15 protein-coding genes are annotated in these 12,677 nt (G+C 59.3%); 9 read left to right on the top strand and 6 right to left on the bottom strand.

The genetic code is table 11. The features are described 5' to 3' along the window. Nucleotides 1-62 precede the first annotated feature (62 nt). Nucleotides 63-800, bottom strand: a complete 738-nt coding sequence (locus FGO67_RS14205; protein WP_041340432.1) for a response regulator — start codon at nucleotides 798-800, stop codon at nucleotides 63-65. A gap of 248 nt (nucleotides 801-1,048) precedes the next feature. On the opposite strand from FGO67_RS14205, the gene FGO67_RS14200 reads away from it, so the two are divergent. Continuing rightward, nucleotides 1,049-1,810 carry a GNAT family N-acetyltransferase gene (locus FGO67_RS14200; RefSeq protein WP_203301342.1) on the top strand — a complete coding sequence of 254 codons (762 nt, stop codon included), beginning with the start codon at nucleotides 1,049-1,051 and terminating at the stop codon, nucleotides 1,808-1,810. 47 nt (nucleotides 1,811-1,857) lie between these two features. Beyond that, entirely contained in the window at nucleotides 1,858-2,676 is an 819-nt protein-coding gene (locus tag FGO67_RS14195) for a 1-acyl-sn-glycerol-3-phosphate acyltransferase (RefSeq protein WP_203301341.1), read from the top strand. Here FGO67_RS14195 and FGO67_RS14190 read toward each other — a convergent pair. The 4 genes from FGO67_RS14190 to FGO67_RS14175 all read right to left on the bottom strand — a co-directional run bounded on the left by FGO67_RS14190 (nucleotide 2,636) and on the right by FGO67_RS14175 (nucleotide 7,031). After that, a complete protein-coding gene (locus tag FGO67_RS14190) occupies nucleotides 2,636-3,106 on the bottom strand; it encodes an FKBP-type peptidyl-prolyl cis-trans isomerase (RefSeq protein ID WP_041340429.1) in 471 nt (156 codons plus the stop codon). The two genes, FGO67_RS14195 and FGO67_RS14190, sit on opposite strands and share 41 nt — an antisense overlap. Further along, entirely contained in the window at nucleotides 3,106-5,316 is a 2,211-nt protein-coding gene (locus FGO67_RS14185) for an acetyl-CoA hydrolase/transferase C-terminal domain-containing protein (protein ID WP_203301340.1), read from the bottom strand. Before FGO67_RS14185 ends, FGO67_RS14190 begins: the two co-directional genes overlap by 1 nt. A 144-nt stretch (nucleotides 5,317-5,460) precedes the next feature. After that, nucleotides 5,461-5,784: a hypothetical protein gene (locus tag FGO67_RS14180; protein ID WP_203301339.1), complete on the bottom strand. Its 324-nt coding sequence runs from the start codon at nucleotides 5,782-5,784 to the stop codon at nucleotides 5,461-5,463. 209 nt (nucleotides 5,785-5,993) lie between these two features. Beyond that, a complete protein-coding gene (locus FGO67_RS14175; RefSeq protein WP_203301338.1) occupies nucleotides 5,994-7,031 on the bottom strand; it encodes an NADP(H)-dependent aldo-keto reductase in 1,038 nt (345 codons plus the stop codon). Between the two features lie 114 nt (nucleotides 7,032-7,145). Here FGO67_RS14175 and FGO67_RS14170 point away from each other — a divergent pair, with 114 nt between their 5' ends. Next, on the top strand, nucleotides 7,146-8,366 hold the full coding sequence (locus FGO67_RS14170; protein ID WP_203301337.1) for a glycosyltransferase: 1,221 nt from the start codon (nucleotides 7,146-7,148) through the stop codon (nucleotides 8,364-8,366). Then, nucleotides 8,332-8,904: a phosphatase PAP2 family protein gene (locus FGO67_RS14165; protein ID WP_203301336.1), complete on the top strand. Its 573-nt coding sequence runs from the start codon at nucleotides 8,332-8,334 to the stop codon at nucleotides 8,902-8,904. The genes FGO67_RS14170 and FGO67_RS14165 overlap by 35 nt, the downstream gene beginning before the upstream one ends. A gap of 2 nt (nucleotides 8,905-8,906) precedes the next feature. On the opposite strand, the gene dinB is transcribed toward FGO67_RS14165, so the two are convergent. Next, a complete protein-coding gene (dinB, locus tag FGO67_RS14160) occupies nucleotides 8,907-9,971 on the bottom strand; it encodes a DNA polymerase IV (protein ID WP_203301579.1) in 1,065 nt (354 codons plus the stop codon). A 116-nt stretch (nucleotides 9,972-10,087) separates the two neighbouring features. On the opposite strand from dinB, the gene FGO67_RS14155 reads away from it, so the two are divergent. The 5 genes from FGO67_RS14155 (at nucleotide 10,088) to minE (ending at nucleotide 12,655) form a co-directional block, all read left to right on the top strand. Continuing rightward, entirely contained in the window at nucleotides 10,088-10,366 is a 279-nt protein-coding gene (locus FGO67_RS14155; protein ID WP_041340421.1) for a DUF1244 domain-containing protein, read from the top strand. Further along, on the top strand, nucleotides 10,366-10,746 hold the full coding sequence (locus tag FGO67_RS14150) for a HopJ type III effector protein (protein WP_203301335.1): 381 nt from the start codon (nucleotides 10,366-10,368) through the stop codon (nucleotides 10,744-10,746). The genes FGO67_RS14155 and FGO67_RS14150 overlap by 1 nt, the downstream gene beginning before the upstream one ends. Then, nucleotides 10,743-11,510: a septum site-determining protein MinC gene (minC, locus tag FGO67_RS14145; protein ID WP_203301334.1), complete on the top strand. Its 768-nt coding sequence runs from the start codon at nucleotides 10,743-10,745 to the stop codon at nucleotides 11,508-11,510. Before FGO67_RS14150 ends, minC begins: the two co-directional genes overlap by 4 nt. 77 nt (nucleotides 11,511-11,587) lie before the next feature. Next, nucleotides 11,588-12,400, top strand: a complete 813-nt coding sequence (gene minD / locus FGO67_RS14140; protein WP_203301333.1) for a septum site-determining protein MinD — start codon at nucleotides 11,588-11,590, stop codon at nucleotides 12,398-12,400. A gap of 3 nt (nucleotides 12,401-12,403) precedes the next feature. Next, nucleotides 12,404-12,655, top strand: a complete 252-nt coding sequence (minE, locus tag FGO67_RS14135; RefSeq protein ID WP_203301332.1) for a cell division topological specificity factor MinE — start codon at nucleotides 12,404-12,406, stop codon at nucleotides 12,653-12,655. Nucleotides 12,656-12,677: the final 22 nt, after the last annotated feature.

Raw genomic sequence — 12,677 nt, 5'->3', positions numbered from 1 at the left:
AACCCTGGTACGGAACGCCGATGCCTTTCATAGAGGTCGCACCGGCTCCAGAGACTGAATCGTCAGGCTTCCTTTACGAACAGGTAGCCTTTACTGCGGACGGTCTTGATTCGACGGGGATGGATGGGGTCGTCGCCAATCTTTGGCCGGATACGGGAGACCCGAACATCAATGGAGCGATCCTGACCGTCGTATTCGATGCCACGCAAGGCGGTAAAGATTTCCTCGCGGCTCAGCACCCGTCCGGCGTTGCTCGCCAACAACCAGAGCAGATCGAATTCCGCACTGGTCAGGTCGATACTGGCATCGCTCAGCCAAGCTTCGCGCATGGACCGATCCACCACAAGATCGTTGAACTGCAAACGAACCGGCTCTTCGCCATTGGCTTCATCACTTGCCGCCTGTCCGGCTTCCGTCACCCGGCGCAACATGGCGCGTATACGGGCCAAAAGCACCCGCGGCTTAGCCGGTTTGCCGATGTAATCGTCCGCACCCATTTCCAGGCCAAGGACCTGATCCAGATCATCGGTGCGGGCTGTCAGCATGATGATGGGGCCGGAATAGAACGGGCGCACACGACGGCAGATCGACAAACCATCCTCGCCCGGCAACATCAGATCCAATACCACCAGATCCGGCTGCTCGTTACGGATGCGCTCTACTGCCGCACCACCGTGGGTTTCGAGCGAGACTTGCAGACCGTTACTCTCCAGATACTCACGGGTCAGCTCGGCCAGTCGCTCGTCGTCCTCAACAATGAGAATTCGCCAACTTTCGTTTGTCTGTTCCACGCCATCCATCTCTGATTGTGTTTTTCCGATTGTGAGTCGTACCGTTTGCCCGACAATACAGACAACCTCCGGTAACAGCAATTATACATGCTATTCAGAAATATACATGGAACCAGGACTCTGTTACAGCCCGTGACAAAGCGCCTCGCCTGCATCCGCTAATCGCGATCTGTCATACAGACGTCATTCCCGGGTCATGGGTGTGTCACACCGGCTTCCTAGGCTTGTCGGGAAATGGACATAAAAGAGACCATGCCATGACTGCACAGCCCGCGAAAACACGTCGACGCGCCCGTCGCCTGACCAGCGCCATCACCCGCTGCCCCGATTTGATTGAAGTCGCGCAGCGTCTGCGCTACCAGGTATTTTCGGACGAATACGGCAGCGACCTGGGTGCCGAGGTGCCCGGACTGGATCGCGACTCCGTCGACGCCGTCTGCGACCATCTGATCGTCACGGACGGTGACAGTGGTGAGCTCGTCGCTACTACCCGCATCCTGCACCAGGCCGACGCCGAACTGGTCGGCGGCTTCTATTCCACCGGCGAATTTGATCTGTCGGCGCTGAACCAGTTGCCGGGCACCGTCGCCGAACTGGGTCGCACCTGCGTGCACCCGGACTACCGCAATGGCGCGACCATAGGCTTGCTTTGGTCTGCCGTGGCCGACTACCTGACGGCCCGCAACGTTGACCATGTGATCGGTTGTGCCAGCATCAGCATGGCCGATGGCGGCCTGAAAGCCTGGCGGATCGCCCGTCAACTGCAACACGAATACCTGGCAGACGACGAGTATCGGGTGTTTCCGCGCCGAAAACTGCCGCACCTGACCCATGGCGTTGATGACGCCCGGCCGGTCATGATTCCACCGCTGATCAAGGCCTACATGAGACTTGGCGCCAAGGTCTGCGGCGAGCCCTGCTGGGATCCGGAGTTCCGGTGCGCCGATTTGCTGGTCTTACTGGAAGTGAACAATCTGGCCGCTCGCTACAGTCGCCACTTCCTGGGCAAGGCCTCTTAACGGAGCTTGCAGACTGCCAGTGAGACGGAAAAAACAGGAGACCTTCCATGGCATGGCTCAGACTCACCTTTCGGCTGACCGCCTTTTGCCTATTCCTGGCCGCGACCATGCTGCTGGCATCCAGCCTCCTGGCGTTCGACCTGCTGACCCGCCGGCAAATTGATCGAACGCCCTGGGCGCGTCGATGCTTCCAGTGTTCGTGCAGGTGTCTCGGGTTTGAAATTCGGGTTCACGGCGCTCCGCCCGAACGCAACGTCCTGTACGTGAGCAACCACATCAGCTGGTCCGATATCCCGATTCTGGGCAGTTTGACCCCGATCCTGTTCCTGTCCAAAGCGGAAGTAAGCGACTGGCCGATCATTGGCTGGCTGGCGCAACAGGCCGGCACCCTGTTTATCAAACGCGGGGGTGGGCGGGCCAGACGGGTACGGGCTTCGATTACGCGAAAACTGCAGGCGGGGGAGTCGGTACTGGTGTTTCCGGAAGGCACCACCGGTTTCGGCTTAACAGTGCTTCCCTTTCACGGTCTGCTGCTCGGCGCCGCCACCGACTGTGAGGCGCCGATTCAGCCAGTGACCATCAGCTATCGCCGCGCGGGACGCCCGGACCATTTGACTCCGTTCGTGGGCGACGACGCCTTCCACAGCCACCTGGTGACGCTGCTGAAACAGCCGCCGACTCAGGTCGATGTTGTGTTCCACCCGGCGATTCGGGTCAAGCCCGAGCTGACCTCATCGCAATTGGCGCTCCAGCTCCAAAACACTGTCCAGGCCGGCCTGGCCCATATTCAGGCCGGAGCTCTGGATCGCGCCGGGAACAACACCATTAGAACAGCGGGCGGCCCTGGGCCATCTCATCCTCGGTAGCTTCCCGGCGGCCCACGATCTCGAGATCGAAGTACAGGGTGAAACCAGCCAGCGGATGGTTGGCATCAACCTTGACCAGGTTGCCGTCAATAGAGACGACTTGAACGATCTGCGCCTCATCACCGGTATTGGTCTGAAACTTCATGCCGATCTGGAGATCCTCCACCCCCTCAAACAGCGAACGGGGCACCTTGCGGATCAGCTCCGGGTTATGCTCACCGTAGGCCATCGCCGGCGGCACCGTGACTTCCAGGCAATCACCGACGTTGCGATCCTTCACCGCTTTCTGAATACCCTCGATGATGTCCGGGCTGCCATAAATAAAGTGCAGCGGCTCGCTGCCTTCTGAAGTATCGACAAGCTCGCCGATCTTGTTTTTCAGCACGTAGTGAACGGTGAAAACGTCAGGTTTGGTTTGTGAGACATCCATCAGGCTTCTGGGTTTCCTGTGTCGGTTGGTGTGTCATTCAGTTGCAGACCGTAAATCACCAGGCGCTGATCCAGCTTTGCCCGCAGCCCCGATGGCTGCGCCAGCCCCATGCGTTCGAGCAATGACGCAAAGCGGTTGTCGTGATCCCGGGCTCTGACAGCCTGCAGAAGTGTCCACAGTTTACCACGACGGGTTGCCGTTGCGGCTTTCAGGGTCTTAAGGGCTTTCCCTAACGTCAGTTCCTCGTCAGTAAAGTCCCGGCCGAACGGGAACGCCGGAAACACATCCGCATCGCCCCCGGCCGCAATGGCTGCCCGAACAGCTTCCGGCGTGTTGTCACACCAGTCCGCCGGCAGGCGGAAGTCTGCGGCCACCTTACCGGCCTTTTGCGCCTGCTTCAGCAAGCCGGGCTGGAAACGGGAATCGGCAATGCGGATCAGACGCAGATAAACCTGCTCGTCGGACTGGCCCCGCAGATCGGCGATACCGTACTCGGTAATAACAATGTCCCGCAGATGCCGGGGAATGGTGCAGTGGGCGTAATTGAAGACAATGTTGGAGACGGCCTTTCCACCGGACTGGCGAGTTGCCCGCAGGGTAACGATGGACCGGGCTCCAGGCAGCTCGTGGGCCATGGCGACAAAGTTGTACTGGCCGCCCACGCCGCTGACCACGCGCCCATCCGCCAGCCCGTCCGAAACCGCGGCACCGCCCAGGGTATACATCATGGTGGAATTGACGAACCGGCTGTGGAGCCGTTGCGCCACCTTCAAGCGCTGGTTGCCAAAGCGATGATCGTACAGGTGATTGATGAAGTTCACGCTGGTCATGCAGATCTGGTCCCGGCGCTCGTCACTCAGGTCCCGCAACGCCCGGTAAAAACTCTCGGGGCCCACGTAGAAGCCGCCGTGCATCGTAACACCACCCTTCAGCCGCGATCCGAGCACCAGCGATTCAATGGCCTCCCGGGCCTGGGGGTCGTCCAGGTTTCCATCGACCGACTGGGAGCCTATAAGCAAACGGCCGCCCCGGAATTCCACGGTGTCCCGAAGGATACCCAACCGAACCAGCCAGGCCACATCACGGGCCCGCATGGGCGAATCAATCAGCTGTTCGCGACGGAGCACATCCAGGGACGCCATTGTCACCTGCTCACTCAGCTCACCCCGATTGATCAGGGCCTGCAAATCGGCATGGTCGAAGACCTCACGCTTGAGAATGCCGGCCTGCATCAGGTACAGGAAACCATCCACCATCATCTCGCTACAGCCATACAGCCCCTGATCGAACGGGCCGGTGCCACCATCGGTCGCGGCCACGGGAAAACGCTCGACAATTCTCAGGTGATCGTACATCGCACGCCAATGCTCGTTGTCCTGGTGCCGAAGGATGGCACTGTGCACCAGGGCTGCCCCCAGGGAACCGATGCCCACCTGCAGGGTGCCGCCGTCTTTCAGCAGGGCGCTGGCGTAAAAACCAATCAGGTGGTCTTCCGGGCTGATGGCCATCTCCGGCGCCGAGAACAACGGGTAATCGGTGGAGGGCTGCTCAAACACCACATCAAACGCAGACTCTTCCACGGCGCCATGGCGATCCATCCAGGGCAGGTTTCGATTCATTTCCGCCACCAGCGCCACCGGCATGCCCTGCGCTTCCCGGGCTCGCAGCTCCGGGATCAGGTCGAGGGTCAGATCCGGATTACAGCTCAGGCTGACCAGGCCCTCGCAATCTGCGAGTTCACCCGGAGCGACCATCTGGGCCACCACATTGACACCCTGCGCCATCAGATCCCGAACCGCGTGGGTGTAATTGCTGCAGACGTAATGCCGCTGTTGCGATTTATTGTTGAGGTAGTTGCCGGCTTTAAAGAAAAACTCGGAGACCTGCACGTTATCGGGCAGGCGATTGCCGGAGACGTCCCTGGCGTAAGCCAGTTCCGGAATCCGACCGTAGAGCCGGTCGGTAAAGGGGGTCAGGAATCGTTTTTCCAGTGACGAGCCACCCCTGGGCGCCAAAAGCGACAGGGCGGTAACGATGTGCAGCTGGATTTCAGGATCAACCTTGGCGCGCTGGTACAGGGCGTTAACGAATCGGATGGGCTTGCCAAGCCCCAGGGGCAGGCCGAGCGTGATGGTCTTGCCCACCCGGTCAATCACTGCATCAACACAAGCCTCTACATCGTCTGAACGTCGACCAGTATCCGTTGCCATTACCAAGCTCCTTATGGATCAATCCGGCTGTTGTTACGGGCGATGATCACACGACACCCGAACGCTGGCAATGCGCCAGATCAGGTTTGCGGCAGAGAGATTAGTAATGCGAGGAAGAGAAGAACAAATGGGACCCGAAGAGGATCAGAAATTCCATTTCAGGTTCAGGCAGGCACCTTCATTCAGCAGCGCGATGCCATGGTCAGGCTGGGCCGGCTCGGACGCGTAGCGCTTGCCGCCCTGGTCAGAGCGGGTCAGGGTCAACGTCAACAGTCGGGAGCCAATCTCACTGACAGCCTCGACCGGGCCATCGTCAAAATCACCGGACATACGTTCCTGGAGCTCATAAACGTCCTCCACGGTGACGGTTTCGCCAAACTCGTCGAACACGCGCTCAGCAGCCTCAGCGCGGACAACGAAGGCGACAAGATTAAGGGCTAGTAATGCGACAAAGATACGAATAATCATGACACTTCAACGACCTGGAAACTGGAAGGATTGTAAAGACACCTAAGTCTAAAGTCTAATGATTAAACGCCGGAAAGATGTGAAATTGCACACAAATACGCCACTGTTTTGTCAGCGAACAGCCCCGTTTTCGTCAAAAAATAATCCAGGATATTTCAACGTGTAACAAACAGCACCGGCCCCGGCATTTAACGGGACCGGGCCGCCGATTATGGGCAGGGATAGGTGAACTCCGTGTGCAACGCCTCGATGGCGTCGAGCACTTGCTGATCAAGGGTGATGGATGCAGAACCAATGTTTTCCCGCAGCTGCGCCATGGTGGTAGCGCCCACGATGTTGCTGGTGACAAAACTGCGACTGTTGACGAAGGCCAACGCCAGCTCCACCGGTGACAGCCCATGCTCCTGGGCCAGCTCCACATAGGCCCGGGTTGCGGCCATACCGCGGCTGTTGCTGTAACGCTTGAACCGCTCAAACAGGGTGAGCCGGCCCTTCTCCGGCCAGCTCTCGCCGAGGTACTTGCCGGAAAGCATGCCAAACGCCAGCGGCGAGTACGCCAGCAGACCGGCCTGTTCGCGATGGGCGATTTCTGCCATACCCACTTCAAACGACCGGTTCAGCAGGTTGTAGGGATTCTGGATACTGACCGCGCGCGGCCAGCCCTTTTCCCGGCCCAGACGCAGATACTCCATGGTGCCCCAGGGGGTTTCGTTGGATAACCCAATCTGCCGAATCTTGCCCTCCCGGACTAACTCATCAAGGGCTTCCAGGGTTTCTTCAATGGGGGTCGAGCTCTCCTCCGGGTTGGGCTGGTAACCCAACTGACCGAAGAAATTGGTACTCCGATCCGGCCAATGGACCTGGTAAAGATCGATGTAATCGGTTTGCAGGCGCTTCAGGCTCGCCTCGCAAGCTTCCCGGATGTGTGCGCGGGTCAAACGGGGGCCATTGCGGAGGTAAGTCAGGCCATTGCCCGGTCCTGCCACCTTGGAGGCAATCACCAGGTCATCACGGCGACCACGACGGGCCAGCCAGTTCCCCAGGTACTGCTCGGTCAGTCCCTGGGTTTCAGCCCGGGGCGGCACCGGGTACATCTCGGCCGCATCGATGAAGTTCACACCAGCCCCGGTGGCATAATCCAGCTGCTCAAAGGCTTCCGACTCGGTGTTTTGCTCCCCCCAGGTCATGGTACCCAGGCAGATCAGGCTGACATCAATGTCAGTATTTCCCAGCTTTCGCGTTTGCATAGTGTCTCCGCATCGGATGGTGGAACGGGTAAAGGGATTGTCATGGGACTGTCGCAGAACTGTCACGCCCGGTTTCCATAGTAGGGACATGTCCGAGGAACCACAGGAATCATCGTGACCGAGACCCTTCAGGCCGCACGGCGCCAACAGCACATTACCATTGTATCTGAGACCTTTCCGCCGGAAATCAATGGCGTGGCGAACACGCTCAGGCACCTGTGTCAGGGCCTGATACAGCGAGGCCACCGGGTTACCGTGATCCGTCCCCGTCAGCGCCAAGAACGCAAGGGCCTGGTCGCCGAAGCGGGTCAGGCACTGTTCAGTCGGGAGCACCTGGTCACGGGCCTGCCGCTGCCCGGCTACGCCGACCTGCGGTTTGGCTTGGCTCGAAGTGGAACGCTTCGCAAACTCTGGCAGCAGGACCGGCCCGATGCCATCTACGTGGCCACCCAAGGCCCCTTGGGCGTAGCGGCGGTGTCGGCGGCCCAAAGCCTGGGCTTGGCAGTCAGTTCCGGCTTTCACACCAACTTTCACAGTTACAGCCGCTATTACGGCGTTGGTGTGCTCGAGCGCCTTCTATGCGCCTATGGCCGCTGGTTTCACAATCGCACGTCGATCACCTTGGTGCCGACCCGAAAAATGGCACAGACCACCGCTGCCATGGGCATCAGGCCCACCGGGCTCTGGAGCCGTGGCGTAGACTGCACCCGGTTTGCCCCCCATAAACGGGATCAGCAGCTGCGCGCGCAATGGGGCCTGAAGGCCGATGAGCGTGCGGTAATCTACGTTGGCCGACTGGCTCCGGAAAAGAATTTACGCATGGCAGTGGCCTGCTTTGAGCGACTCCGCAACCTGCACCCTCGGGCCCGGTTCATGCTGGTGGGTGACGGCCCGATGCGCCGGCAACTTGCCGAGCAACACCCAGATTACATTTTTTGCGGCACCCGGCGCGGTGAAGACCTTGCCCGCCACTATGCTTCCGGCGACCTGTTCCTGTTCCCCAGCAAAACCGACACCTTTGGCAACGTGGTTCTTGAAGCCATGGCCAGCGGACTTGCGGTGGTTGCCTTTGATGACGGCGCCGCCTGCGAACACCTGCGGCACGAGGAGAACGGCATGAAAGCCGATCTGCAGGAAGACGAGGACTTTGTCGATGGCGCCCTGCGATTGGCCGATCAGCCGACGCTACTGAATCGCATTCGGGCCCAGGCCCGACTGGACGCCCTCGAGCTGGATTGGAACTCGCAAATTGAACAGTTCGAACAGTTGGTTTTCACGCAAACAGCCAGGACCCGATACCATGCCATCAACAACCAAAGCATCTCGCTTCTTTGAACTGGCGGACCAGAGGGAATACGCATTCTGCCAGGCCATCAACCGTATTGCCGGCGTACCCTCAGTGCTCGGCTATTTCCGACTGGTCAGCCGCCTGGGCGATGGCTGGTTCTGGTACGCACTGATCCTGATCATCCCCTTTCTGGAGCCAGCCCAAGGTCCGGCGCTGGCCCTGCTTATGGCCCTGACCGGCCTGACTTGCACCCTGACCTACAAGCTATTAAAACGACGCCTGATTCGGGAGCGGCCGTTCATTTCCTTTCCTTCCATCCACTGTGGCACGCCGCCCCTGGACCGATACAGCTTCCCATCCGGGCACACCCTGCACGCCGCCTGCTTCCAGACTATGTTGTTCATGGCCAGCCCTGCCCTGGCTCTGGCCATTCTGCCCTTCACTCTCAGTGTCGCGGCCTCAAGGGTGATTCTGGGATTGCACTACCCGACCGACGTAGTCGCCGGCGCCGCAATTGGCGGGTTACTGGGGTATCTGTCGACGCACTACCTGCTGGCGGACTTCCTGCAGCTGTTCCCGGGCTAAGCTCAGTCAAACAGCCGCAGTTGAGTGACGGGCGCATCGTCGTTGCGGAATCGCACGCCCAGCCCCAGCAGGCGCACGGGACGATCTTGCTCGCCCGCCAGTTCTTTGAACAACGGTAGATAATCCTCGAATTCCGGTTCCTGCACATGCTCGCGGACCCGTTCGAGGGTATGGGTGGAAAAGTCGCTGTAGCGGATTTTGATGAACAGCTTGTGGATCGGTTTGCGCCCGCCCTTGCGGGTCAGCCGCAGATTCAGATCGGCGACCAGCGAAGCCATCACAGTCTCGCAGGCGGCTCGGTCAGGCAGATCCTGAGAAAAAGTGCGCTCGACACTGATTGATTTGGCAATGCGCGACACCACCACCGGCCGGTCATCACGGCCGTGTGCCATCTCGTGCAGACGATAACCCTGCTTGCCAAACCGGTCCATCAGCACTTCCGGGCCAATGTTCTGGAGATCGCCGCAAGTCTCGACACCCAGGGCGTTGAGCTTGGCCGCCGTCACCTGCCCTACGCCAAACAACTTCTGTACAGGCAATGTGCGGACAAAGCCGCCGACGTCCTCCGGCCGGATCACGAACAGGCCATCGGGTTTTTCCCAGTCGCTGGCGATCTTGGCGAGGAATTTGTTGGGAGCGACACCGGCTGACACGGTAATGCCGACCTCGCGGCGAATGCGCTCGCGCAGGTAACGGGCCATCAATGTGGCGCTGCCTTTGTGATCGGTGACTTCGGAGACATCGAGGAAGGCTTCGTCCAGTGACAGCGGCTCCACCAGATCGGTCATTTCCCGCAGAATGGCCATAACCTGCTGGGAAGCCGCCCGGTAACGGCCCATGTCCGTTGGTACAGTCACCAGGCCCGGACACAGCCGCCTGGCTTCACTGCCCGGCATGGCAGAGCGCACACCGAAGGCGCGGGCCTTGTAGTTGCAAGTGGTCACCACCCCCCGGCCGCCCTCGCCGCCCACGGCCAGCGGCACTTCCCGCAGGGTTGGATCATCACGCATCTCCACCGCGGCGAAAAAACAGTCACAATCGACATGAATGATCTTGCGCTGATGCATGGTGCCTGGAACTCGCGTCAACATTCTGTACATTTATACAGCCTTGTATCTTACGGTACTATGCTGAGAATGTCAGGAAATCCAATGATCACGAGTCAACCCCTTCGCGAGGCCCTATGAGCAACCCTATCCCCGAATCCAATCGCACCGAAATCGAAGCTGCCGCCTTTCGTCGCCTGGTTAAGCACCTGCGCGAACACACGGAAGTACAGAACATCGATTTGATGAATCTGGCAGGCTTCTGCCGCAACTGCCTGTCGAAATGGTATCGCGCCGAAGCCGAGCAGCAAGGCTTCGAGATTTCAGATCCGCAGGCCCGTGAAGAAATCTACGGCATGCCCTATGACGAGTGGAAAACCCGCTACCAGACCGGTGCCAAGCAGGACCACAAATAATGAATGTAAACGAGGCGGTACGTATCCATCTGGCCTCACTGGCCGCCGGCCACGCGGAATTCGACGATACCCTGGCGCTGATCGAGCGCCATTTCGAATACCAACCGACCGGTTTTCACAACGGCCCGCTGTACAACGCTGCCGGCGAGAATGCCGGCTCGTGTCGGGTCTTCGCCCTGGGCCAGTACTGCAACCTGGCCGAGGCCGACACACTTGCACTGTTTGCCCAGCACTACCGTCAGGTTCTGGATGAGCCGGCCGGCACCAGCCATGGCAATATCCGCCAGTTCATCAGCACCGGCTGGTCCGGCATCCGTTTTGAAGACAGCCCGCTGCGGCCGCGCCCGTCGCCCAACACCATGGAAGAGACCCCTTCATGACCGATACCGCTAACCCCGGCGTTAAACAGGTTTTCCAGTTGAAAAGTGCCAGTGTGTCCATGACCGCACTGGAGCTACACTACTTCGACAATGACGATTTTGAGGCCACGCTTCGGGACAAGATCAGCCAGGCACCGGGGTTCTTCAAGGACATTCCGATCATTGTCAGCCTGGAAAAGTACGAAGGCCTGGACAGCGAACTGGATTTCTTCAAGATCATCGGCGCCTGCCGGCGCCACCAGATCCATGTGGTCGGCGTACGCGGCGGCAATGACGACCAGCGACGACTGGCTCGTGGAGCGGCTTTGGCGCTGCTGCCCGGCAACAGCCACCGGGACCGGACCCATGCTCCGGACTCCGCAGCGGAGACTCCGGAAGCCGGCGGTGCTAAGGCTCCAGAAGCCCCCGCAGCCAACGCTGGCGAACCAGCACCCGCGCGAGTGATCAATCAGCCAGTGCGATCCGGCCAGCAAATCTACGCGCCCGAGGGTGATCTGGTCATTCTGGCACCGGTGCAGGCCGGCGCGGAAGTACTGGCCGCCGGCAACATTCATGTGTACGGTCCGCTGCGTGGCCGGGCACTGGCGGGCATTCACGGGGCTGAGTCGGCCCGAATTTTCTGTCAATCTCTTGAGGCGGAGCTTGTGTCCATCGCCGGACACTATAAAATCTCCGAAGATCTTCAGGACAACGGCTGGAAAAAAGCTGTACAGATCCAGCTCAGGGACGACCTGCTGGTGGTGACGCCACTGGACAAGGCCTGATATCGAGACGGACTGCGAAAACTTGACCGGATAATTCCGCAGACACGACGAATCCACCGCGAAACAGGAATTTTACCTTGGCTAGAATCATTGTCGTTACTTCAGGAAAGGGCGGCGTTGGTAAAACCACAACCAGCGCATCGATCAGCACCGGACTTGCCAAACGCGGCCACAAAACCGTCGTTATCGACTTCGACGTGGGCCTGCGCAACCTGGACCTGATCATGAATTGCGAACGACGGGTCGTATATGACTTCGTCAACGTGATCCAGGGCGAGGCGTCCCTGAACCAGGCACTTATTCGCGACAAACGGGTGGATACCCTGTACATCCTGCCCGCGTCCCAGACCCGCGAGAAGGAAGCCCTGACCAAAGAGGGCGTGGAAAAAGTCATCAACGAACTGTCAGAAACCTTTGACTACATCGTGTGCGATTCTCCGGCCGGCATTGAACACGGTGCCCTGATGGCGCTTTATTACGCCGACGAAGCGGTGGTGGTGACCAACCCAGAGGTGTCATCGGTTCGCGATTCCGACCGAATCCTGGGCATTTTGCAAAGCAAATCCCGCCGTGCAGAGATGGGCCAGGATCCGGTCAAAGAACATCTGCTGCTTACCCGTTACAACCCAGATCGGGTCGAAAAAGGCGAAATGCTGTCCGTGGGTGATGTTGAGGAAATCCTGGCGATTCCACTGCTGGGTGTGATTCCGGAAAGCCAGGTGGTCCTGAATGCCTCCAACCAGGGTCTCCCGGTCATTTTGGAAGCTGAGAGCGATGCCGGCCAGGCCTACGACGATGCTGTCGGGCGGCTTTTGGGTGAAGACCGCGAACACCGGTTCATGACCGCCCAGAAGAAAGGGTTTTTCTCACGGATGTTCAAGGGAGGCTGAGGGATGAGTTTCCTCGATTACTTTAAAGGAAAGAAAACGAGCACCGCCAGCGTCGCCAAGGAGCGATTGCAAATCATTGTCGCCCACGAACGCGGACAGCGAGACCAACCGGACTACCTGCCCAAGTTGCAGCAGGAGCTGCTTGAGGTCATTCGCAAGTACGTGCAGATCAGCGATGACATGGTGCAGGTGGAAGTAGACCGCAACGAAAGCTGCTCGGTGCTGGAACTGAACGTCACCCTGCCTGAGCGGTAACCGAAGCACCACGCCCGCCGGA

It is taken from the genome of Marinobacter sediminum (assembly GCF_016820575.1).
GTDB lineage: Bacteria > Pseudomonadota > Gammaproteobacteria > Pseudomonadales > Oleiphilaceae > Marinobacter > Marinobacter sediminum.
This window is presented reverse-complemented; position numbering and strand designations above follow the sequence as displayed.